Origin of the sequence: Oceanitalea stevensii (assembly GCF_014837105.1) — a bacterium.
Lineage (GTDB): Bacteria > Actinomycetota > Actinomycetes > Actinomycetales > Actinomycetaceae > Oceanitalea > Oceanitalea stevensii.
Genome location: NZ_JACSPO010000001.1, coordinates 925,303 through 947,045, shown reverse-complemented (window position 1 = coordinate 947,045; position 21,743 = coordinate 925,303). Strand labels below are relative to the sequence as shown.

At 74.5% G+C, this 21,743-nt stretch carries 19 protein-coding genes; 14 read left to right on the top strand and 5 right to left on the bottom strand.

The genetic code is table 11. The features are described 5' to 3' along the window. Positions 1–8: 8 nt before the first annotated feature. Positions 9–1,805: a glycerophosphodiester phosphodiesterase family protein gene (locus H9624_RS04335; protein WP_251838651.1), complete on the bottom strand. Its 1,797-nt coding sequence runs from the start codon at positions 1,803–1,805 to the stop codon at positions 9–11. 191 nt (positions 1,806–1,996) lie between these two features. On the opposite strand from H9624_RS04335, the gene H9624_RS04330 reads away from it, so the two are divergent. Then, positions 1,997–2,479, top strand: a complete 483-nt coding sequence (locus H9624_RS04330; protein WP_251838650.1) for a DUF1269 domain-containing protein — start codon at positions 1,997–1,999, stop codon at positions 2,477–2,479. A gap of 233 nt (positions 2,480–2,712) precedes the next feature. Here H9624_RS04330 and H9624_RS04325 read toward each other — a convergent pair whose 3' ends face one another. Beyond that, positions 2,713–4,446 carry an ABC transporter ATP-binding protein gene (locus H9624_RS04325; protein ID WP_251838649.1) on the bottom strand — a complete coding sequence of 578 codons (1,734 nt, stop codon included), beginning with the start codon at positions 4,444–4,446 and terminating at the stop codon, positions 2,713–2,715. Then, positions 4,446–6,218 (bottom strand): ABC transporter ATP-binding protein, encoded by a 1,773-nt coding sequence (locus tag H9624_RS04320; protein ID WP_251838648.1) that lies wholly within the window; start codon positions 6,216–6,218, stop codon positions 4,446–4,448. The genes H9624_RS04325 and H9624_RS04320 overlap by 1 nt, the downstream gene beginning before the upstream one ends. A gap of 108 nt (positions 6,219–6,326) precedes the next feature. On the opposite strand from H9624_RS04320, the gene H9624_RS04315 reads away from it, so the two are divergent. The 5 genes from H9624_RS04315 to H9624_RS04295 all read left to right on the top strand — a co-directional run bounded on the left by H9624_RS04315 (position 6,327) and on the right by H9624_RS04295 (position 10,728). After that, the gene (locus H9624_RS04315; RefSeq protein ID WP_251838647.1) at positions 6,327–6,746 is read left to right on the top strand and encodes a DUF3817 domain-containing protein; all 420 of its coding nucleotides are present in this window, start codon (positions 6,327–6,329) and stop codon (positions 6,744–6,746) included. Between the two features lie 2 nt (positions 6,747–6,748). Further along, the gene (gene guaA / locus H9624_RS04310; RefSeq protein ID WP_251838646.1) at positions 6,749–8,353 is read left to right on the top strand and encodes a glutamine-hydrolyzing GMP synthase; all 1,605 of its coding nucleotides are present in this window, start codon (positions 6,749–6,751) and stop codon (positions 8,351–8,353) included. Beyond that, positions 8,350–9,519 carry a glycosyltransferase family 4 protein gene (locus H9624_RS16835; protein WP_251838645.1) on the top strand — a complete coding sequence of 390 codons (1,170 nt, stop codon included), beginning with the start codon at positions 8,350–8,352 and terminating at the stop codon, positions 9,517–9,519. The genes guaA and H9624_RS16835 overlap by 4 nt, the downstream gene beginning before the upstream one ends. A gap of 125 nt (positions 9,520–9,644) precedes the next feature. Then, entirely contained in the window at positions 9,645–10,067 is a 423-nt protein-coding gene (locus H9624_RS04300) for a hypothetical protein (RefSeq protein ID WP_251838644.1), read from the top strand. Between the two features lie 142 nt (positions 10,068–10,209). Further along, positions 10,210–10,728, top strand: coding sequence for an aromatic ring-opening dioxygenase LigA (locus H9624_RS04295; protein WP_251838643.1), 519 nt, complete (start codon positions 10,210–10,212; stop codon positions 10,726–10,728). A gap of 69 nt (positions 10,729–10,797) precedes the next feature. On the opposite strand, the gene H9624_RS04290 is transcribed toward H9624_RS04295, so the two are convergent. Together H9624_RS04290 and H9624_RS04285 are read right to left on the bottom strand one after the other, a co-directional pair. Next, positions 10,798–11,013 (bottom strand): hypothetical protein, encoded by a 216-nt coding sequence (locus tag H9624_RS04290; RefSeq protein WP_251838642.1) that lies wholly within the window; start codon positions 11,011–11,013, stop codon positions 10,798–10,800. Further along, positions 11,010–12,584, bottom strand: coding sequence for a PspC domain-containing protein (locus tag H9624_RS04285; protein ID WP_251838641.1), 1,575 nt, complete (start codon positions 12,582–12,584; stop codon positions 11,010–11,012). The genes H9624_RS04290 and H9624_RS04285 overlap by 4 nt, the downstream gene beginning before the upstream one ends. 147 nt (positions 12,585–12,731) lie before the next feature. Between H9624_RS04285 and H9624_RS04280 the strand changes: the two genes are divergently transcribed. From H9624_RS04280 to H9624_RS04245, 8 genes are all read left to right on the top strand, one after another. Beyond that, positions 12,732–13,976: an ATP-binding protein gene (locus H9624_RS04280; RefSeq protein ID WP_251838640.1), complete on the top strand. Its 1,245-nt coding sequence runs from the start codon at positions 12,732–12,734 to the stop codon at positions 13,974–13,976. A 1-nt stretch (position 13,977) separates the two neighbouring features. Then, complete coding sequence (locus tag H9624_RS04275; RefSeq protein ID WP_251838639.1) at positions 13,978–14,652, top strand: LuxR C-terminal-related transcriptional regulator; 675 nt, start codon at positions 13,978–13,980, stop codon at positions 14,650–14,652. Positions 14,653–14,950: 298 nt separating this feature from the next. Beyond that, positions 14,951–15,739: a class I SAM-dependent methyltransferase gene (locus tag H9624_RS04270; protein WP_251838638.1), complete on the top strand. Its 789-nt coding sequence runs from the start codon at positions 14,951–14,953 to the stop codon at positions 15,737–15,739. A gap of 9 nt (positions 15,740–15,748) precedes the next feature. Further along, positions 15,749–16,093: a hypothetical protein gene (locus H9624_RS04265; protein WP_251838637.1), complete on the top strand. Its 345-nt coding sequence runs from the start codon at positions 15,749–15,751 to the stop codon at positions 16,091–16,093. A gap of 7 nt (positions 16,094–16,100) precedes the next feature. Next, a complete protein-coding gene (locus H9624_RS04260) occupies positions 16,101–16,586 on the top strand; it encodes a DUF456 domain-containing protein (RefSeq protein ID WP_251838636.1) in 486 nt (161 codons plus the stop codon). A 40-nt stretch (positions 16,587–16,626) separates the two neighbouring features. Then, entirely contained in the window at positions 16,627–19,074 is a 2,448-nt protein-coding gene (pcrA, locus tag H9624_RS04255) for a DNA helicase PcrA (RefSeq protein ID WP_251838635.1), read from the top strand. Positions 19,075–19,220: 146 nt separating this feature from the next. After that, positions 19,221–21,107 (top strand): acyltransferase family protein, encoded by a 1,887-nt coding sequence (locus H9624_RS04250; protein WP_251838634.1) that lies wholly within the window; start codon positions 19,221–19,223, stop codon positions 21,105–21,107. After that, positions 21,100–21,693 carry a DNA-3-methyladenine glycosylase I gene (locus tag H9624_RS04245; RefSeq protein WP_307784922.1) on the top strand — a complete coding sequence of 198 codons (594 nt, stop codon included), beginning with the start codon at positions 21,100–21,102 and terminating at the stop codon, positions 21,691–21,693. Before H9624_RS04250 ends, H9624_RS04245 begins: the two co-directional genes overlap by 8 nt. Positions 21,694–21,743 lie beyond the last annotated feature (50 nt).

The window sequence follows — 21,743 nt, the reverse complement described above, 5'->3', positions numbered from 1 at the left end:
GGGCGGCCTTAGCTGACGAGCGAGCGGATGAGGTCGGCGAGGCGGTCCGACACGCCGGTCTCCGCGGCGACGGCCCCGCGCTGCTCCAGGGCGACGCTCGGGGAGGGGGTGATGACGCCGTCGACGCCCTCCCGGACGAAGGCCCGCATCCGCCGCGGCTCCGTCACGGTCCACAGGAACAGCTGCACACCGGCGGTGTGGGCCTGGCGCAGGAGGTCAGGGGTGTAGGAGCTCTGCTCCAGGGTGAGGAAGTCGGCGGCCCCGGGGTCGAGGCGGCCACGGGAGAAGGCGACGACGCCCCCGGTGGTGACGTGCGGGAAGCGGCTCTCGATCTCGGCCACGACCGCCGGGTCGAAGGCCTGGACCAGGGACGTGCCGACGAGGTCGTGGGCCTCGAGGACGGCGACGACGTCACCGACCATGTCGCCGCGCTCCCGCCCGTGCTCCTTGATCTCCACGAGCAGGGGGACGCCCAGCTCGGCGGCCCGCTCGGCGAAGGCGGCGAAGGTCGGGATGGTCGACTCGTGACCGGCCTGCCGGACGGTCGTGGCGGTGAGCTCCTCGGTGGTGAGGTCGGCGACGTCCCGGTTGACTCCCGCGACCCGGCGCAGGTTGGTGTCGTGGACCACCACCAGGCCCCCGTCCGCCGCCTGGAGGACGTCGAGCTCGACGACGTCCGCGCCGAGCCGGGCTGCCGCCTGCAGCGACTCGAGGGTGTTTTCCACGGCGCCGTAGGTCGCACCGCGGTGCGCGATGACGAGGGTGGCCTGCCCGGGGTCAGGGGAGCGGAGGCTCGCCGCGCCGGCGACCCCCGTCCCGGTGGCGAGCACCACCAGTGCGAAAGCCGCGAGCGCCCGGTGGGGCCTCGCGCGACCGGGACGCACCGGGCCCGCAGGCGCCGGCGGGCGGCCGGGGACCATGCCGAGCAGCAGGAGCGCGACGAAGGCCGCGAGCAGGCCGCCGCCGCCGAGGAGGACCACCTGGGCGACGACGAGGGCTGCTCCGGCGACGACCGGTGACACGGCAGGCCAGAGGGCGTCCGACAGGCGTGTGACGGCGACGGCCGCGGTGACGAGTGCCGCGAGGCCGACGGCGGCGACGAGCCAGAGTCCTGCCACGACGAGTGCGAGGCGGGTGACCCGTCCACGGGTGGCCCGCCAGCTCGCGGCGTAGGCGCCGGCGGGGGTGAGGCCGGCGGTGAGCACGAAGGTCGGGACGAGCAGCAGGCGGAGGTTGGTGTACCCGAGGAGGGCGATGGCGCCGAGCCAGGCCGCCGTCCCGAGGGGCGTCTTCCGGAGCTCGCCGCCGATGAAGGCAGGGACCTCGAGCGGTCGGACGAACGAGGCGCCCACCGCGAAGCCACCGAGGGGAGCGAGGACGAGCAGGTAGAGCGCGAGCAGCCCGAGCTGTGGTCCGGCGGAGCGGACGAGGACGGCAGCGCCCTGGCGGGCGAGCTCCGGCAGGCGCGGCACCCGTCCGTGGGTCAGCCCGCGGGCGAACAGGACGAAGGCCGCGTGCTGGAGCAGCGCCGCCGACGTGGCGACGACGGTGAGCACGGTGAGGAGCAGGACCGCTGCGGGGTGACGCAGCACCTGGCCCAGGCTGGCCTCGGTCAGCGTGGGCACACCGGCGGCTCGCAGCGCGGCCGCGAGGAGCAGGCCGACCACCGGCCCAGCGACGAGGGCGGTGAGGAGCTGGAGGGGTACGGAGACCCGCAGCCAGGTCCGCCAGTGCGCAGAGAGGACACGCAGAGCGGTGCCGACAGCGAGCCCACGACCGCCGGGGACCGGCACGTCACCGGTCATGGCCCGGCGCCGGACGCGCCGGGCACCGGTGCGACCACACGCTGCGCAGTCATCGTGCCTCCGTCCTGCCGGGCTCTGGCGAACCCTTCGGGGCTGCGGTCACCCGGTGCTCCCCCTTCCCGGGGGTACCGTCCCCGCCGTGCCTGGTGGAAGGGTGGGGACTGACCGGGTTCCGGAGAAGGAGCGTTGAGATGTCAGAGCTGATCATCCTCGGGTACGACGACCACGTCACGGCCCGACATGCCTACGACAAGGTCCTGGACCTGCAGCGGGACTTCATCGTCGAGCTCGCCGGGCTCGCGCTCGTGCGCGTCGACGACGACGGCGAGAAGCACGTCGACACGCCGTCGAACGTCGTCGGGGCGTCCACCGCCTCGGGGGCCCTGTGGGGGGCGATCTTCGGCCTCCTGTTCCTCGTCCCGGCCTTCGGGCTGCTCGTCGGCGGCGCGCTCGGTGCGCTGACGGGCAGGCTCGGCAGGTCCGGGATCAACCGGAGCTTCCAGGACCGCGTGCAGGGCCTGCTCGAGCCCGGCAAGGCAGCCGTCGTCGTCATGGCGCGGAAGGTGACGGAGGACAAGTTCGCCGCAGCGATGGGCGACTTCGGTGGGACGGTCCTCAAGACCTCGCTCTCCGAGGCGGACGAGCGGGAGCTGGCGGAGGAGCTGGCCGGCTGAGAAATGAACAACTCAGCTGTCGGCGAAGGGGGTTGGGGATACCCCCGCGCGGCGAGGGGTTCGGGGATACCCCCGCGCGGCGAAGGGGGGCGGAGATACCCCCGCGGCGAAGGGGGGCGGGGATACCCCCGCGGCGAAGGGGGGCGGAGATACCCCCGCGGCGAAGGGGGGCGGGGATACCCCCGCGGCGAAGGGGGGCGGGGATACCCCCGCGGCGACAGCTGAGTTGTTCCTCAGTCCTGCTGCCAGGACTGCCACAGGGAGGCGTACTCGCCGCCGGCGGCGACAAGCTCCTCGTGGGGGCCGATCTCGGCGATGCGGCCGGCCTCCATGACGGCGACCCGGTCGGCGTCGTGCGCGGTGTGCAGGCGGTGGGCGATCGCCACCACCGTCCGGCCGGTGAGCAGCGCGGACAGCGAGCGCTCCAGGTGCCGGGCCGCGCGCGGGTCGAGCAGCGAGGTCGCCTCGTCGAGGACGAGGGTGTGCGGGTCGAGCAGGACGAGCCGGGCGAGCGCGAGCTGCTGGGCCTGCGCCGGCGTGAGCGTCGCACCTCCCGAGCCGACCGCCGTCGCCATGCCCTCGGGCAGCGCCGCCACCCAGTCGTGGGCGTCGACGGCCTCGAGGGCGCGGGCGAGCTCGGCGTCGTCGGCGTCGTGCTTGGCCAGCCGCAGGTTGTCCGCGACGGAGCCGACGAAGACGTGGTGCTCCTGCGTGACGAGCGCGACGTGCCGGCGCAGCTCCTCCTCGGGCAGGTCGACGAGCGGGACGCCGTCGATCGTCACCCGCCCACCGGTGGGCGGGTGGATGCCGGCGAGCATGCGCCCGAAGGTCGACTTCCCGGCCCCGGACGGACCGACGATCGCCAGCCGCTCCCCCGGGGCGAGGGTGAGGTCGATGCCGTGGAGGACGTCCTCGCCGTCGCGGTAGGCGTAGCGCACCTCGCGGGCGCGCACGTCCTCGCGCTCGGGCCGCGCGGGTCCGGCCTCGCGGTCCGGCGGCACGAGCTCGATGCCGACGATGCGCGCGAGGCTCGCCGTCGCCACCTGGATCTCGTCCACCCACATGAGCAGCTCGAAGAGCGGGCCGCGGATCTGGATGACGTACAGCGCGACCGTGGTGACGGCGCCGAGGGTGACGAGGCCCGCACCCACGAGGTGCGCGCCCCACAGCACGACGGCAGCCACCGGCAGCGCGAAGGACGTGACGAGCCAGAAGAACACCGACATCCGCAGCCGCAGCGTCACCTTCTCGGTGTTCCACGCCGCGGCGACGACGGCGTCGGACCGGCGGCGGCGCTGGTGGCCCAGGGCGAGCGCGTCGACCGTCGCGGCGTGCTCGACCGACTCGGTGAGCACCCCGTTGAGGTCGGCGTAGGCGGCGGCGTTCTCCCGGTAGGCGGGAGCCGAGCGGCGCAGGTAGCGGCGGGTGGCGAGCGCGAGCACCGGCAGGCCGACGAGCATCGCCAGCGCCACGAGCGGGGAGGCGAGCAGTGCCGCCCCGAAGGTGAGGACGATCGTCGTCGTCGTGACGAGGACCCGCGGGACGCCGAAGCGCACCGCCCACTGCACGCGGTCGATGTCGTTGGTGGTCCGCCCGAGGAGGTCACCGGTGCCGGCGCGCTCGACGGTCGACAGCGGCAGGTGCGTGACGCCGGAGAGGAATCGCTCACGCAGCTCGGCGAAGACCTCCTCACCGAGGACCATCGCGCTGCGCTGGGCGTAGCGGGTGACGAGCGCCTGGAGGACGACGACCCCCACGAGCCACAGCGCGACGGTGTCGACGTAGCGGCGCGTGGTCCCGTCGACGACGGCGTCGACGAGCCCGCCGAGCAGCCACGGCAGGGCGAGCGCGGCGACCGCCGCCAGGCCCTGGAGGACGACGACGGTGGCGAGCGGGCGACGGTAGGAGCGCAGCAGCCGCCCGGCGAAGGCGCGCACGCGCCGGGAGTCGGCGACGGGGAGCTGCATCAGACCACCTCCGTGGTGAGGGACCGGCCGACGACGGCGTGGTAGGCCTGCGCGTCCGGCTCACCGGCCGCGGCGCGCGCGAGGAGCTCGCGGTGGCGGCCGTGGGCGTGGACGACGCCGTCGTCGAGGAGGACGACGTCGTCGGCGTGCTCGAGGACGAGCGGGGAGGCGGTGAGGACGACGGTGGTCCGCCCGCGGCGGTACTCGGCGAGACGCGCGGCGATCCGCGCCTCGGTGTGGGCGTCGACGGCGCTGGTCGGCTCGACGAGGACGAGCACCTGCGGCTCGGTGAGGAGCGCGCGGGCGAGCGCGACCCGCTGGCGCTGGCCACCGGACAGGGAGCGGCCCTTCTCGGTGATCTCCCCGTCCAGGCCCTCGGGCAGCGACTCGAGGACGTCGTGCGCGTCGGCCGTGTGGAGGGCGCGCAGGAGGGTCGCGTCGTCCAGGCCGTCCTCGCGGGCGTCGAGCGCCGCGCGCAGCGGGCCGGTGAACAGCTGCGGGGTGGAGGAGGCGACGACGACGCGGTGACGGACCTCGGCGAGGGGCAGCTCGCGCAGCGGCACGCCGTCGAGCAGGACCTCCGTGCTGCTGCGGTCGTCCAGGCGCCCGAGCCGGCCGGCCACCGCCTCGGCCTCCCCGGGCCGCGGGGTGACGACGGCGGTGAGCGCACCCGGGCGCGGCGAGAGCCCGGTGAGCGTGTCGACGAGCGCGCCGGGCGTGGACGGGACGGCGGGGCGGGGCAGCGAGTCGGCCGCCTCGGACTCCGCCAGCGTCCCGGCCTCCGGGGTCACCGACAGCACGCCGGTGATCTTGCGGGCGGCGACGCGTCCCCGGGTGAGGAAGTTGATGAACTGGGTGACCCAGCGCAGCGGCTCGGACAGGTAGGCGGTGAAGCCGTAGAAGGTGACGAGCTGCCCGGGGGAGATCTCACCGGTGATCGCGAGCCGGGCCCCGAGCCACACGACGCAGGCGACGAAGAGGCCGGGCAGGAGGATCTGGAGCGCCTCGAGCACCGAGGACAGCCCGGCGACCCGCACCCCGGCCCGCCGCACCCGCTGCGACTGCGCACGGTAGCGCTCGGCGAAGACGTCCTCGCCGCCGATGCCGCGCAGGATCCGCAGGCCGGAGACGGTGTCGGTCGCGAGCGTCGCGAGCCGTCCGGCGGCGTCGCGCTGCTCCTTCTGGCGGGCCTGGAGCGGCTTGATGAGGAAGGAGACGACGACGGTGACGACGGGCAGCCCCAGCGCGACGACGACCCCGAGCGTGGGGGACTGCTGGAGCATGTAGACGGCGACGGCGAGGTAGCCGACGAGCCCGCCGACGAAGGCGGGCAGCAGCTCCAGGACGTTGCCGACCTGGAAGGAGTCGTTGGCGACGGCGCTGACGACCTCCCCGGTGGGCAGCTCCTCGCCGATCGCGGGGCCGGTCCGCGTCACGTGGTGCCCCACGAGGCGCGAGGCGCTGAAGGCGCCGTGCAGCCAGCCGCCGACCTCGGCGGCGTGGCCGACGCTCGTCGCGACCGCGCTGAGGAGCCCGATCCCCACGAGCGCGAGGGCCAGCCACAGGAGGCGGGTGGAGACGCCGTCGGCGAGCCCGCTGTCCAGGGCGGTGCCCAGGACGAGCGGCACCGCGGCTCCCGCGAGGGAGACGACGGAGGCGAGGAGGCAGCCGAGGAGGAGGGTGGGCCAGGCCCCGCGGGCGGCCCAGGCGAGGAAGGCCGTGGGCGCGCCGAGAGGCGGATGACCGGGGTGGCCGGTCGGGACGTCGAGCACGAGCCTGAGCCTAGGTGTCGCCGACGACACCGGGCAGCCTGTTTTCCGCCGTCGGCGGCGCCTGAGACACTGGGGAGGAGCTCGCAGGGGCGGGCGCAAGGAGGACGCATGAGCGAGGACACCACCGCCGCACCGGGCACCGCACCGGGTGCGGCCCTGCGGGCGGAGCGCGAGCGCAAGGCGCGCGGGGCCTGGACGTTCTACCGGGCCATGGCATTTGTCACAGGCGTCATGCTGCTGCTCCTGTGCGTGGAGATGGTCCTGGTCTACCTCGTCGGGGTGGGGCCGGAGGTCGAGGCGTGGATCGGGTGGATCCCCTTCGCGCACGGCTGGATCTACGTCGTCTACCTCGTCAGCGTCCTCAACCTGTGGTCCGCGATGCGCTGGGGCCTGGGCCGGATGGCGGCGCTCGTCGTCGCCGGTGTCGTTCCGGTGCTGTCCTTCGTCATGGAGCACCGCGCCAAGGGCTGGTTCGAGACGGACCTCCCGGGCGTGGTGTCCCGACGCGCGGCTACTCTGGCGAGGTGAGCATGAGCGACGCCCCGACCGACGCCCCCACCACCGCTGAGCGCGCGGCCACGCCGCAGCCCGTCCTCGTCGTCGACTTCGGCGCCCAGTACGCCCAGCTGATCGCGCGCCGCGTGCGCGAGGCCGGGGTGTACTCCGAGATCGTCCCCCACACCATGGCGGTCGAGAAGGTCCTGGAGAAGGACCCCGCCGCCATCATCCTGTCCGGTGGTCCCGCCTCGGTGTATGCCGAGGACGCCCCGGGCGTGGACCCCGAGCTCTTCACCGCCGGCGTCCCGGTCCTCGGCATCTGCTACGGCTTCCAGGCAATGGCCTCCGCACTCGGCGGCACCGTCGCCCGCACCGGTGACCGCGAGTACGGCGCGACCGTCGTCGAGCTGCGCGGCAGCGGGTCCCTCCTCGAGGGGACGCCCGAGCGCCAGCAGGTGTGGATGAGCCACGGCGACGCCGTCCACGAGGCGCCGGAGGGCTTCGAGGTCCTCGCCACCTCCCCGGGCGCACCGGTTGCGGCCTTCGAGGACCGCGGCCGGCGGCTCTTCGGGGTGCAGTGGCACCCGGAGGTCAAGCACTCCGACTTCGGCCAGGCCGCCCTCGAGCGCTTCCTCTACGACGGCGCCGGCCTCCAGCCGACGTGGACCGCCGGCAACGTCATCGCCGAGCAGGTCGCCGCGATCCGCGAGCAGGTCGGTGACGCGCGCGTCATCTGCGGCCTGTCCGGTGGCGTGGACTCCTCCGTCGCCGCCGCGCTCGTCCAGAAGGCCGTCGGTGACCAGCTCACCTGCGTGTTCGTCGACCACGGCCTGCTGCGTGCCGGCGAGGCCGAGCAGGTGGAGCAGGACTTCGTCGCCGCCACGGGCGTCAACCTCAAGGTCGTCGACGCCACCGAGCAGTTCCTCTCCGCGCTCGCCGGGGTCACCGACCCCGAGACGAAGCGCAAGATCATCGGCCGCGAGTTCATCCGCACCTTCGAGGCCGCCGCCCGCGAGATCGTCGAGGAGGCCGGGCAGGACGAGGAGGTGCGCTTCCTCGTCCAGGGCACGCTCTACCCCGACGTCGTCGAGTCCGGCGGCGGTGAGGGCGCGGCGAACATCAAGTCCCACCACAACGTCGGCGGCCTGCCGGACGACCTCCAGTTCGAGCTCGTCGAGCCGCTGCGCACCCTGTTCAAGGACGAGGTCCGCGCCGTCGGGCTCGAGCTCGGCGTCCCGGAGGGCATCGTCTGGCGCCAGCCCTTCCCCGGGCCCGGCCTGGGCATCCGCATCGTCGGTGCCGTCGACGCCGAGCGGCTCGCCGTGCTGCGTGCCGCGGACGCGATCGCCCGCGAGGAGCTCACCGCCGCCGGCCTGGACCGCGACATCTGGCAGTGCCCGGTGGTCCTCCTCGCCGACGTCCGCTCCGTGGGCGTCCAGGGCGACGGCCGCACCTACGGCCACCCCATCGTCCTGCGCCCGGTCAGCTCGGAGGACGCGATGACCGCCGACTGGTCGCGGCTGCCTTACGACGTCCTGGCGCGCATCTCCAGCCGCATCACCAACGAGGTCCCCGAGGTCAACCGCGTGGTCCTCGACGTGACGAGCAAGCCGCCGGGCACCATCGAGTGGGAGTGAGGGTCCTCCACGTCTCGGACTGCTTCCCGCCTCGTACGGGGGGCATCGAGACGCAGGTCCACGACCTCGCGGTCTCCCAGGCACTCGCCGGCCACGACGTCCACGTCGCGACGGCGACGGCGGGCGCCGACGGCACCCGTCGCGCCACCCGGGTCCTGGGCTCGGGCGTGCGCGTGCACCGGATGGCCTCGGCCCTCACCCTCGGCCTGCCGGTCAACCCGCGCGGCCCGTGGCTGCTGCGGGAGGCCGTCGAGCGGCTGCGTCCCGACGTCGTCCACGTCCACGCCGGCGTCGTGTCGCCCTTCGCCCTGGACGGCGTGACAGCCGCGCGCCTCACCGGGGTGCCGCTCGCCGTCACGTGGCACTGCATGCTCGACGGTGTCGTCACCGGCTTCGGGGTGCTCGCCCGGCGCAGCGGGACGCTGCGCTCGCAGGCCGCGGTCTCGGCGGTGTCCGGCGTCGCGGGGGAGCGGGTCGCGCGGATGCTCGGGCGCGAGGACGTCTCGGTCCTGCCGAACGGCATCACGGTGGCCGACTGGCGCCCGGCCGCGCCGCCGCGCACCCCCGACGGCACCCTGCGCCTCGTCGCCACCCAGCGGCTGGCGCCGCGCAAGCGTCCGGCGCCGCTCGTCGAGGTCGTCGCCGCCGCCGACGGCCGCCTCGGGCGGGGCCCGGACGGGGCGCCGCGCGTCCACCTCACCCTCATCGGTGCCGGCCCCGAGGAGCGCCGCGTGCGCGCCCTCGTCGAGCGGCTCGGGCTCGAGGACGTCGTCACCCTCACCGGCGGCCTGCCCCGGGAGGAGCTCGTGGCGCGCTACGCCGGGGAGGACGTCTTCGTCGCCCCTGCCCGGCTCGAGGCCTTCGGCATCGCCGGGCTCGAGGCGCGTGCGGCCGGGTTGCCCGTCGTCACCGGCCGCGGCACCGGGCCCAGCGAGTACGTCACCGACGGCGTCGACGGGCTGCTCACCGCCGACCGCGCCGACGGGCTGGACGACGCCGCCGCCGACGCGGCGCTCACCGACGCCGTCGTCCGGCTCGCCGAGGACCCGGCGCTGCTGCGGCGCCTGCGCGAGCACGCGCACGCCACGCCGCCGCCCTTCGACTGGTCCGAGGTCCGCGGGGCCTGCGACGCGCTCTACGCACGCGCCCTGGCCGCGCGGGCCTGACCGCCCACGGCTCACGGGACGGGGCGGCGCCACGAGGCAGGAGCTCCCGGGACGTCTTGATCGCGGTGCCGATCGTTGCCATCCTGGGCCCGTCCGGGAGAACCTCCGAAGATGTAGGTGTGCTCATGAGGACCAGGCCGGCACTCGTCACCGCCGTCGGGGTCGCCGCAGGGCTGGTGTGGTTCCTCACGCTCTCCGCGGCAGTCGTCCACCAGCAACACGAAGCGGTGGTGCACGGGCGGTCGTCGTGGCTCGCGACGGTCGCCGCGGTGGTCGTCACCTCGCTGTGCGTCCTCGGGTTCCGGGCATGGGGGCGTCGGTGGGGCCTGGGTGTCGGTGCGGCGCTCGGCGTCTGCCTCCTCCTCGGCCTGGTCGAGGGTCAGCTCCCTGCCGGTGGGGCCGGGCTGATGTTCTCCGTCCCGGCGACGTTCAGCGTCGGGCTGGGGAGCGTGACGACGTGGCTGGCGTTCGCGGTGACGGTGACGCTGACCCTCACCGCGGGGCCGGGGCGCAGCGACGTGCCGGTCCGGCCCGACGCGGAAGAGTGACGCGGGTCACGGCGCGCTCCCGGCTCCGCGGGGCCGGCCTGGGACCATGGGCCCGGAATCGGACAATCCGGAACGCCAGAATTGTCCTCAGAAGCCCAGCACGGGCCTCACGGCAACTGAGCCACTGTGAAAGGACCACACCATGAGCACGACCCGCCGCACCGGTATCGCCCGCATCGCAGGCCTCCTCGCCATCGTTGCCGGAGCCATCTTCGTCATCGCCGGCGGCGTCACCTGGGGCATGGTTACCAGCCAGCTCAAGGCGGAGAACATCACCGTCCCCGAGGACGCCGCATTCCTCGCCGGCGCCGAGGTCCAGGGCCCGTTCAGCGCCTACGCCCAGGCCGACATCATCAACACCCACGCGCTGCACGCCACGAACGGCGCCACCTACGCCGAGCTCGGCGCCCTCGCCGGTGAGGCCGAGGCCGCCGGTGACACCGAGGCCGCCGCCGAGTTCCAGGCGCAGCGCGAGACGATCATGAACGCCTCCTTCCTCCGCGCCTCGCTCTTCACCTCGGTCGTCTCCTACGGCGTCGCCGCCCTCGTCATCGGCCTCGGTGCCCTCCTCGTCGTCATCGGCCTGGGCATGAACCAGCTCGCCAAGGTCCCCGCGGCCATCGAGCCGGCCCGTGAGCCGGTCCGCGAGCCCGTCGCCTAGCACTCCCGCACGCGCCGAGAGCCGGATTCCTCGACGAGGAATCCGGCTCTCGGCGTGTGTTTTGGCAGGTCAGTCGGAGCGGGTGAGGAGGGCCTTCACGAGCAGGCCCACCCCGGCGAGGGCGAGGAGCGCGATGAGCGCGGCCTGCAGGTCCACGGTGAGGCCGGCGCCGACGCCCAGCACCCCCAGCCCGAGCAGGAGCAGGATGATCCCCCAGACGACGGTCCCCACGCGGGGCCCGCGGCGCACGGGTGAGGGGTCGGTGTAGCTGTCGGTGTCGGTCATGACGTCTCCTCGATGTAGAGCTGGCCGAAGGTGACCGCCGCGTCGACGACGATCTCCGGGCCGCGGCCGTCGCCCTCCTGGACGAGGGTCGTGCTGATGCCCGCGCCGTTGGTGATGGAGTCGTCGCTGCGGGTCGAGCCCCACCACGGCGCTCCGGGGCCGGACCAGTCGTCGTCGAGCGGGCCGACGATCTCCCCGGCCGTGACCTCGGCGTTGACCGTGACGTCGGCGTCCTCGGGGACGACGAGGGTGAGGTTGCCGAAGGTCACGCTGACGGGGAGGGTCGCGTCCTCGTCGAGCTCGGTGAGGTCGACGACGAGCTGGCCGGCGACGAGCGAGTAGCCGCCCTCCGCCTCCTCCGCCGTGCGCGGGACCCACGTGGGGTCCCCGGCCCAGGTGGTCGCGTCGGCGCCGAAGCGGGCGAAGCCGGGCAGCGTGGCCGCCGCGGCCGCGGCCGGGACCATGACGAGGGCGACGAGCAGGGCGACGACGCCGATCCCGCCCTGGCTGCGCCCGCGGATGCCGCTGACGAGGACGCCGGCGCCGAGGACGGCGAGGACACCGCCGCCGCCGATGAGCCACGGGTTGGCGTCGAGCACGCCCTGCTGGTGGGCGAGGGCGACGCCGGCGGCGCCGAGGAGCGAGATCGCCAGGACGAGGCTGGTGGTGCGGGACCCGGGCCCGGGGACGGGCGGACGCGGGGGCTGGGGGGGCTGCGGCGGGGGTGCCTGCCCGCCGCTCCACCCGGCACCGCCGTCGCCGCCAGCGGCCGAGCCGCCGTGCCAGGCGGCACCGCTGTGCCAGCCCGCGCCGCCGCCGTGCCAGCTGCCCTCACCCGGGGCGGTGGTGCCGGGCGCTGCCGGCTCCGTGGGCTCGGTGGGACCGGGCACGTCCTCGGTCGTCGTGTCCGCGGACAGCGGGCGCGTGGCGGACTCGATCATCGGCAGCGTGGGGGACACGGTCACCTCCGTCGACGAGGTCTCTCCCGTGGCCGGGGCGGTGGTCTGGGGCATGGCGTCCTCCGGGACGTCGTAGGCGGGCCGCGGCGGGGCGGGCGGGGGCGGGGCGGTGGTCGGGCCGGCCGCGAAGGGGGGCGGGGTGCCCGGGGCGGGCGGCGCCGTCGTCGTGTCGCGGTCCTTGGTCGCGATGACGAGGACGACGACCGCCACGACGGCGAGGACCCAGGGGGCGGACCACCAGGCCGCACCCCACCAGAAGACCGGTCGGCTGAGGCCGATGACGAGGACGGCGGCGGCGCCGGCGAGGGCGATGTCGAACCGTCCTCGCACCGCCTCCTCGAGGTGGATGCGGCCGTCGGTCTCCTCGGGGAGCAGCGCCCAGGCGAGGCCGTAGAGGACGAGCCCGAGGCCGCCGAAGAGCGTGACGACGACGAAGAGCCCGCGCACGAGCAGCGGGTCCAGGCCGTAGCGCCGGCCGATGCCGGCGGCCACGCCCCCGGCCCAGCGGTCGGTCGAGCGCCAGATGCCGAGGCGGCGGACGGAGTCGAAGAAGCCGACCGACGGCGGAGAGGGTGGTGCGGGTGGGGTGTGCGGTGCACTGTGGCCGTTCATAGGACCAGCAAAGCGTGCGCGGCCCGCGCCGGGTATCGGGGAGACCCCTGACCCGCCCCCGGCCGGCGCCCCTCGGACCCCGGGGCCGCCCCTGGTCCTGGGTCGGGGGACTCCCGGTGGGGGCCCGCGGCGTGTGACGATCGAGCCGTGACGACCTTCCTCCCCGAGCGGCTGCCCCTGCGCCGGCCGACGGCCGGTCAGCGGATCGGCGGCGTGTGCGCCGGCCTGGCGGCCCACCTCGGCCTGCCCGTGGCGCGGGTGCGCCTGGCCATGCTGCTGTCGGTGCTCGCCTTCGGGGCCGGGATCGTCCTCTACGGCTGGCTGTGGGTGCTCGTGCCCAGCGGCGACCCCGAGGACGCGGCCGAGGCCGCGCGCCCGGCGGCGTCCGCCCGGCTGGCGCCGAGGCTGCGGAGGATGGGGCGCGTCGTCCCGGCGACCGACGTCGTCGTCGGCCTGCTCCTGCTCCTCGCCGCCGGTGCGGTGCTCCTGTGGCGCGCGGACGTGCCGCTGCCCAACGAGTGGCTGGTGCCGCTCCTCGTCGTCGTCGGCGGCGCCGCCCTGGTGTGGACGCAGCTCGACGCGTCGCTGTCCGGGCAGGACGCCGCGCCTGCGCCCCGGTGGCACCGGGTGGCGCGCGTGGGCGGCGGGCTGCTCCTCGCCGTCGTCGGCATCGTGCTCCTGCTCGGTCGCGGGCTGGGTGCCGACGAGCTCCTCTCCGGCATCCTCGCGAGCACCGCCATCCTCGTGGGCGTGGCCGTCGTCCTCGCGCCGGTGTGGCTGCGGCTCGTGCGCGACCTCAGCGCTGAGCGCACCGCCCGTGCACGGGAGTCCGAGCGGGCCGACATCGCCGCCCACCTGCACGACTCCGTCCTCCAGACGCTCTCCCTCATCCGCGCCCGCGCCGACGACCCCGACCAGGTGGCCCGGCTCGCCCGCGCGCAGGAGCGCGAGCTGCGGCAGTGGCTCTACGCCGACCGCCCCGCCGCGGGCACCTCGGTGGCGGCCGCGCTGCGGGAGGTCGCCGCGGACGTCGAGGACCAGCACGGGGTGGCCGTCGACGTCGTCACCGCCGGTGACCGGGCCCCGCACGCCACGACCGAGCCGCTGCTCGCCGCCACCCGGGAGGCGCTGCGCAACGCCGTCGTCCACGGCGCACCGCCCGTGTCCCTCTACGTCGAGGTCGGCGAGAGCGCGACGGAGGTCTTCGTCCGCGACCGCGGGCCGGGCTTCGACCCCGCCGCCGTGCCGGACGACCGGCACGGGGTGCGCGACTCGATCGTCGGCCGCTTGGAACGGCACGGCGGCAGTGCGACGATCCGTACGGGACCGGGCAGCGGCCTGGTGGGCACGGAGGTCGTGCTGCGGATGCCCGAGCCGGCGACAGGGGAGTGACATGAGCACGACACCAGAGGACGGTCGGCTGCGGGTCGTCGTCGTCGACGACCACGCCCTCGTGCGCAGCGGGGTGCGCAGCGAGCTCGAGGCGCACGCCCCGGACCTGCGGATCGTCGGGGAGGCCGCGGACGTCGAGTCTGCCGTCGCCGTCGTCCGCGAGACGCGGCCCGACGTCGTCCTCCTCGACGTCCACCTGCCCGGCGGCCGCGGCGGGGGCGGCATCGACGTCATCACCGGCTGCCGCGACGTCCCGACCCGCTTCCTCGCGCTGTCCGTGTCGGACGCCAGCGAGGACGTCGTCGGGGTCATCCGCGCCGGCGCTCGCGGCTACGTGACCAAGGCGATCACCCCGACCGAGCTCGCCGACGCCGTGCGCCGGGTGGCCGGCGGGGACGCCGTCTTCTCCCCGCGGCTCGCGGGCTTCGTCCTGGACGCCTTCGGCACCGCCGCGAAGGACATCGCCACGACCGACGACGAGCTCGACCGGCTCTCCGCTCGCGAGCAGGAGGTCATGCGGCTCATCGCCCGTGGGTACTCCTACAAGGAGGTGGCGAGCGAGCTGTTCATCTCGGTGAAGACCGTGGAGACCCACGTGTCCGCGGTGCTGCGCAAGCTCCAGCTCTCCTCGCGCCACGAGCTCACCCGGTGGGCGGCGGTGCGCCGGCTCATCTGAGCGGGCGGCCCGGCGGTGCGCCGCTCGGCGGCTCGCCGCACCGCGCTGCGGCGCTCGGCGGCTCGCCGCACCGCGCTGCGGACACTGCTCCTCGCTGCGGACACTGCTCCTCGCTGCGGATATATCAGCAGCCGAAAGCCGTATCCGCAGCGGGGGATCGGGAGAGGCAGGGCGCAGGGGGGACCGGGAGCGGCAGGGCGGAGGGGGGACCGGGAGCGGCAGGGCGGAGGGGGGACCGGGAGCGGCAGGGCGGGCGCGGGGGCGCGCAGCGCTGCGTGCGTGGCCCTAGCCTGCAGGCATGTCGATGCGGCAGCTCGGGTGGCGGGCCCTGTACGAGGTGCTCGGGGCGCGCGTGCGCCGCCCGGAGTGGGCCTTCATGAACTACGGCTACGCCCCTCTCGACGCCGACGAGCAGCCCCTGGCCCTCGAGCCGGCCGACGAGCCGGACCGCATGTGCATCCAGCTCTACGACCACGTCACCCGGGACGTGGACCTGCGCGGCGCGGACGTGCTCGAGGTCGGCTGCGGGCGGGGCGGCGGCTCCTCGTTCCTCGCTCGCTACCGCGCGCCACGGACGACGACCGGCGTCGACCTCTCCCGCGCCGCCGTCGCGCTGTGCCGGCGCCACCGCCACGCCCCGGGCCTCACCTTCGTCCAGGGCGACGCGCTGGACCTGCCGTTCCCCGACGAGTCCTTCGACGTGGTCGTCAACGTCGAGTCCTCGCACTGCTACCCCTCGGTCGAGGCCTTCCTCGCGGAGGTCCACCGGGTGCTCCGCCCCGGCGGGAGTCTCCTGCTCGCCGACCTCCGCGGGCGGGACGACATGGTCGAGCTGCTGGCCACCCTGCGCCACGGCCCCCTCGAGGTGGTGGAGCTGCACGACATCACCGCGAACGTCTGCGCCGCGCTCGAGCTCGACGACGACCGGCGTCGTGCCCTCCTCGAGGCGTGGATCCCGCGCGCCGTCCACCGGCCCTTCGAACGCTTCGCCGCGGTCAAGGGGAGCAGCACCCACGCCCGGTTCAGGTCCGGTGAGAACCGGTACACGAGCGCCCGGCTCGTCAGGGGGACGACGGCGCTCGCCTAGGCTGGCGGCATGACAGTCGTGTACTACCTCCTCTTCTTCCTCCACCTCGTCGGCTGGGCCATCGTGCTCGGCGGGACGGTGACCAACCTGCGGACGCCGCGCCTCGCGCCGGGCGTCCTCCACGGCGCGCTCACCGCGCTCGTCACCGGCGTCCTCATGACCGGCGTCGCCGAGATGGGCGACGGGCTGCCGGACCTCAACTACATGAAGATCGGCATCAAGCTCGTCGTCGCCGTCGTCGTCACCGCCCTCGTCGTCGTCGCGAGCCGCAAGAAGGAGCCGAGCCGCGCGCTCATCGGCGCCATCGCCGCGCTCACCACCCTCAACATCGCCATCGCGGCGCTGTGGCGCTGACCCGCTGATGGGCGTCCTCGGCGAGGCGATCGTCCTCATCGTCGTCATCATCGGGCTCGTCGGGGCCGTCGTGCAGGTGGTGCCGGGCGGTGGCTTCCTCGTCGGGGCGGCCGCCGTCGTGTGGGCCGTCGTCACGGGCGGCACGGTCGGGTGGACGGTGGGGACGATCGCGGTCGTCGCCGTCGTCGGTGCGGAGATCGGCAAGTACGTCCTCGCCGGGCGCTACCTCGGCAAGGGCGGCGTGCCGGCCCGCACCCTCGTCATCGGGGCAGTGCTCGGCGTCGTCGGCTTCTTCGTCATCCCGGTCATCGGGCTGCCGATCGGCTTCGTCGCCGGCGTCTACGCCGCCGAGAGCACCCGCCTGCGCGACCAGGGCGAGGCCTGGCGCTCCACCGTCCGGGCGATGCGCGCCGTCGGCCTGGCGATCCTCGTCGAGCTGAGCGGGGCGCTCATCGCGACCGGCGCCCTCCTCATCGGCATGTGGCAGACCTGACGGCGGCGGTGTCGGTGGCAGGACCTACCCTGGAAGGGCCATGACCTCCCTCTTCGACAACCTGCCCGGGCTCATGGGCGGGAACCTGCCGCCCCTCGCCGCCGCCGTCCCCCCGCGCGAGGACGACGCGCCCTCCGCCGCCCCCGTCACGCCCCGCCAGGCGGACCTGCTCGAGGGTCTCAACCCGCAGCAGCGCGCCGCCGTCGTGCACCAGGGCGGGCCGCTGCTCATCGTCGCGGGCGCCGGCTCGGGCAAGACCCGCGTCCTCACCCACCGCATCGCCGGACTGCTCGCCACCGGGCGCGCCCGGGCGGGGGAGGTGCTGGCCATCACCTTCACCAACAAGGCCGCCGCGGAGATGCGCGAGCGCGTCACCGAGCTCGTCGGCCCGGTCGCGCGGCACATGTGGGTCTCCACCTTCCACTCCGCGTGCGTGCGCATCCTGCGCCGGGAGCACGCCACCCTCGGCCTGCGCTCGAGCTTCTCCATCTACGACGCCGCCGACTCCCAGCGCCTCATGGCCCTGGTCATGCGCCAGCTCGACCTCGACCCCAAGAAGTTCCCGCCGAAGACCTTCTCCCGCAAGGTCTCCGACCTCAAGAACGAGCTCGTCGACCCGGACTCCTTCGCCGCCGAGGTGAGCGAGGGCAACGCCTTCGACACCGCGCTCGCCCAGGCCTACCGGCAGTACGACGCGCGGCTGCGCCAGGCGCACGCCCTCGACTTCGACGACCTCATCATGCAGACCGTCAACCTGCTCCAGGCCTTCCCGCACGTGGCCGAGCACTACCGCCGCCGGTTCCGCCACGTGCTCGTCGACGAGTACCAGGACACCAACCACGCGCAGTACGTCCTCATCCGGCAGCTCGCGGGCGTCGAGGGCGACGACGCCGGGCTCCCGCCGGCCGAGCTCACCGTCGTCGGTGACGCCGACCAGTCGATCTACGCCTTCCGCGGCGCGACGATCCGCAACATCCTCGAGTTCGAGGCCGACTACCCCGACGCCACGACGATCCTCCTCGAGCAGAACTACCGCTCCACCCAGAACATCCTCAGCGCCGCCAACGCGGTCATCTCGCGCAACCCGAACCGCCGCGCGAAGAACCTGTGGACCGACAGCGGCGCCGGCCCGGAGGTGGTCGGCTACGTCGCGGACTCCGAGCACCAGGAGGCCCGGTTCATCGCCGAGGAGATCGACCGGCTCGGCGACTCCGAGGGCGTGCGCCCCGGTGACGTCGCCGTCTTCTACCGCACCAACGCCCAGTCGCGGGCGCTGGAGGAGGTGCTCGTCCGCGTCGGCATCCCCTACAAGGTGGTCGGCGGCACGCGCTTCTACGAGCGCAAGGAGATCAAGGACGCCCTCGCCTACCTGCGGGCCGTCGCCAACCCCGACGACGCCGTCAACCTCCGTCGCATCCTCAACGTCCCCAAGCGCGGGCTCGGCGAGCGGGCCGAGGCGATGCTCGCCGCGCACGCCGAGCGCGAGCGCATCTCCTTCGGCGCCGCGATCGAGCACGCCGCGGCTCCCGACGGCGCCGCCCCCGAGGTCCTGGGCCTCGCCACCCGCGGGCGCACCCAGGTGCGCGGCTTCCACGAGCTCATGACCGGGCTGCGCGACATGCTCGCCGCCGGTGCCGGCCCCGCCGAGATCCTCGACGCCGCCCTGGACCGCTCGGGCTACCTCGCCGAGCTCCGCGCGAGCGAGGACCCGCAGGACGCCACCCGGGTGGAGAACCTCGCCGAGCTCCACGCGGTGGCCGCCGAGTTCTCCCAGAGCGACCCCGAGGGCGACCTCGGGGACTTCCTCGAGCGGGTCGCGCTCGTCGCCGACTCCGACCAGATCCCCGACGACGACGCCGCCAACCAGGGGCAGGTCACCCTCATGACCGTCCACACCGCCAAGGGCCTGGAGTTCCCGGTCGTCTTCGTCACCGGCCTGGAGGACGGCACCTTCCCCCACCAGCGCTCGCTCACCGACGAGGACGAGCTCGCCGAGGAGCGGCGCCTGGCCTACGTCGCCCTTACCCGCGCCCGCAAGCGCCTCTACCTGTCGCGCGCCGCGGTGCGCACGGCCTGGGGCATGCCGCAGCAGCTGCCGCCGAGCCGTTTCATCTCCGACATCCCCGAGGAGCTCCTCGACTGGCGTCGTGCCGAGTCCTCCACCGACGCCCTGCGCGGCGGTGGCTGGGGCTCCGGCGGCTTCGGCTACGGCGGCGGGCGTCCCGCCGGGGGCAGCGGCGCACGCAGCGGCCCGGTGCGCACCCGCCGCAGCGAGCCGGAGACCCCGAGCTTCGGCTCGGCGGCCCCGCGACCGGCGGGCGACATCCCCGGCTTCGACATCGGTGACAAGGTCACCCACGACTCCTACGGCCTGGGCACCGTCGTCGGCCTCGAGGGCTCCGGCTCCAGCGCCGTCGCCCAGATCGACTTCGGCGGCGGCCAGGTCAAGCGCTTGCTCCTGCGGTACGCCCCGGTGACCAAGCTCTAGCCGCCACCACCCCCTTCCCGCCGACAGCTGAGTTGTTCCTCGGAACAACTCAGCTGTCGACAAGGGAGGGGTGGTGCGGCGCGTCTCCCGCGGCCCGCGTCTGCGGCGCCCTAGCCTGCCAGTGACACAACTGTCGAGGAGGGCGGATGGCTCAGACCGCCGCGCCGGCTCGTCCCGCGCGCACCGGCACGACCTCCCGTCGTGCTCCCGCGGCCACGACCGCGCGGGCCGGGCACATCCACGGCCTGGACGGCCTGCGGGCGCTGGCCGTCGGCGCCGTGCTCGTCTACCACCTGCGACCCACCTCGCTGCCCGGGGGCTTCCTCGGCGTCGACGTCTTCTTCGTCATCTCCGGCTTCCTCATCACCACGCTGCTCCTGCGCGAGCTCGGCAAGAAGGGCCGGGTGGACCTCCCGCGCTTCTGGCTGCGGCGCGCCCGGCGACTGCTGCCGGCACTCGTCAGCGTCGTCGTCGTGAGCGTGAGCCTGGCAGCCGTCGCGGGCGGTGACCTGCTCGTCAACATCGGCCGGCAGGTGCTCGGGGCGCTCACCTTCTCCAACAACTGGCTGGAGATCGGCGCGGGCTCGAGCTACTTCGCCCAGACCTCCCCACTCCTCTTCGTCAACTTCTGGTCCCTCGCGGTGGAGGAGCAGTTCTACCTCCTGTGGCCGCCGCTGCTCGGGCTGCTCCTCGCGCTGACGAGCACCGGCCGGCAGCGGGTGCGCGTCGCGCTCGCCGTCGCCGCCGTCTCCGCGCTCCTCATGGCTCTCCTCCACACCCCGGGGCAGGACGCGACCCGCGTCTACTACGGCACCGACACCCACCTGTTCGGGCTGATGATCGGGGTGGCGCTCGCCTTCGCCTGGGCCTCCCCGCACAGCTGGCTGCACTCCGCGGCGTGGCAACGCTGGCGCCAGCCCGCGGCGCTCGTCGCCCTCGCCGGCCTGCTCGTCCTCATGACGGTCCTCCACGAGGACACCGCCCTCACCTTCCGCGGCGGCATCCTCGCCGCCTCCCTCCTCACCGCCGTCCTCGTCGCGGCGCTCCTCGGGCCGGTGGGCATCTACCAGCGGCTGCTGCGGATGCCGCCGGTCGCGTGGCTGGGGGAGCGCTCCTACGGCATCTACCTGTGGCACTGGCCGCTCATCCTCGTCCTCACCGAGCTGATGCCGGCCACCACCTACGACTCCGCGCTCAGCTGGACCACCCGGGCGCTGGCGCTCGTCCTCACGCTGGTGGTCGCCGGAGCCTCCTACCGCTGGCTGGAGATGCCGGTGCGCCAGGAGGGCTTCCTCGGGGTGTGGCGCCGCTGGAGCAGCGCCCTGCGCGGTGGCCGGCGCGCCGCGCAGGTGGTCGGTGGGGCCGCCGTCGTCCTCCTCGTCACGACCGCCGTCGCGGTGGCCACGGCGCCGACGACGTCCCTCACCCAGCAGCAGATCGAGGCCAACGAGGAGCTCGTCGCCGCCTCCGCCGCCGAGAGCGAGGCGCCCGAGCCGCTTCCTGCCGACGCCGACTGGACCGTGCCCGCCGGCGAGGAGATCAGCGGCTTCGGTGACTCGATCATGGTGACGAGCGCTCACGGGCTCACCGCCCGTTGGCCCGAGATCGCGCTCGACGCGAAGTCCAACCGGCAGTGGCCCGACGGGCTGGCCGCGGTCGAGCAGGCGGTCGACCAGGGCACGGTGCGCCGCGCCGTCGTCCTCGACTTCGGGACGAACGCGGGTGTCGGGGAGCCCGACGTCGTGCGGGCGGCGCTGGACGCGCTCGGCCCGGGCCGGATGGTCGTCGTCGTCAACCTCTACGGCGGCTCGTACTGGATCCCCGAGGCCAACGCGGCGCTCGCGGACGTCGTCGCCGACTACCCCAACGCGATCATCGCGGACTGGTACGCGGCCATCGACGCCGAGCCGGAGAAGCTCCAGTCCGACGGCATCCACCCCGACATCGAGGGCGGGCACCTGTACACCGACGTCGTCGCCGAGGCCTTCGCCGAGCTCTCCGAGCGCCTGCTGGCGGAGACCGCCGGTGAGTGACCTCGTCGTCGGCGAGGACGGCCTCGCCCGACCGGTCTGGGCGTCCCACGACCCCCGCCTGCGCGAGTACTACGACACCGAGTGGGGCATGCCGGTGCGCGACGAGCGCGGGCTCTTCGAGCGCCTCAGCCTCGAGGCCTTCCAGTCCGGGCTCTCGTGGGCGACGATCCTGCGCAAGCGACCCGCCTTCCGTGCCGCCTTCGCGGGCTTCGACCCCGACGCCGTCGCCGCCTTCGACGACGACGACGTCACCCGGCTCATGGCCGACGCCGGGATCGTCCGCAACCAGCGCAAGGTCGACGCGACGATCGCCAACGCCCGGGCGACCGTCGCGCTGCGCGCCGACGGCGGCCTGCCCGCGTTCGTCTGGTCCTACCAGCCGGCCGACACGCCCCGCCCACGGACCTACGCCGAGGTCCCGACGACCTCGCCCGAGTCCGTCGCGCTGGCCAAGGCGCTCAAGGCGCGCGGCTTCCGCCACGTGGGCCCGACGACGATGTTCGCGCTCATGGAGGCCGTGGGCATCGTCGACACCCACCTCGTGGGCAGCCACCGGCGCGGCTCCTCCGGGGTCTGGCCCGCCTGAGGGGTCCGGTGCGGCCTCCCGGATGCAGGGCCGGGGCCGCGGTCCTAGCG

Coding starts and splice junctions, on each gene's coding strand:
- H9624_RS04335 (WP_251838651.1), bottom strand. CDS start 1,805: ATGACCGGTGACGTGCCGGTCCCCGGCGGTCGTGGGCTCGCTGTCGGC.
- H9624_RS04330 (WP_251838650.1), top strand. CDS start 1,997: ATGTCAGAGCTGATCATCCTCGGGTACGACGACCACGTCACGGCCCGA.
- H9624_RS04325 (WP_251838649.1), bottom strand. CDS start 4,446: ATGCAGCTCCCCGTCGCCGACTCCCGGCGCGTGCGCGCCTTCGCCGGG.
- H9624_RS04315 (WP_251838647.1), top strand. CDS start 6,327: ATGAGCGAGGACACCACCGCCGCACCGGGCACCGCACCGGGTGCGGCC.
- guaA (WP_251838646.1), top strand. CDS start 6,749: ATGAGCGACGCCCCGACCGACGCCCCCACCACCGCTGAGCGCGCGGCC.
- H9624_RS04300 (WP_251838644.1), top strand. CDS start 9,645: ATGAGGACCAGGCCGGCACTCGTCACCGCCGTCGGGGTCGCCGCAGGG.
- H9624_RS04295 (WP_251838643.1), top strand. CDS start 10,210: ATGAGCACGACCCGCCGCACCGGTATCGCCCGCATCGCAGGCCTCCTC.
- H9624_RS04290 (WP_251838642.1), bottom strand. CDS start 11,013: ATGACCGACACCGACAGCTACACCGACCCCTCACCCGTGCGCCGCGGG.
- H9624_RS04285 (WP_251838641.1), bottom strand. CDS start 12,584: ATGAACGGCCACAGTGCACCGCACACCCCACCCGCACCACCCTCTCCG.
- H9624_RS04275 (WP_251838639.1), top strand. CDS start 13,978: ATGAGCACGACACCAGAGGACGGTCGGCTGCGGGTCGTCGTCGTCGAC.
- H9624_RS04270 (WP_251838638.1), top strand. CDS start 14,951: ATGTCGATGCGGCAGCTCGGGTGGCGGGCCCTGTACGAGGTGCTCGGG.
- H9624_RS04265 (WP_251838637.1), top strand. CDS start 15,749: ATGACAGTCGTGTACTACCTCCTCTTCTTCCTCCACCTCGTCGGCTGG.
- H9624_RS04260 (WP_251838636.1), top strand. CDS start 16,101: ATGGGCGTCCTCGGCGAGGCGATCGTCCTCATCGTCGTCATCATCGGG.
- pcrA (WP_251838635.1), top strand. CDS start 16,627: ATGACCTCCCTCTTCGACAACCTGCCCGGGCTCATGGGCGGGAACCTG.
- H9624_RS04250 (WP_251838634.1), top strand. CDS start 19,221: ATGGCTCAGACCGCCGCGCCGGCTCGTCCCGCGCGCACCGGCACGACC.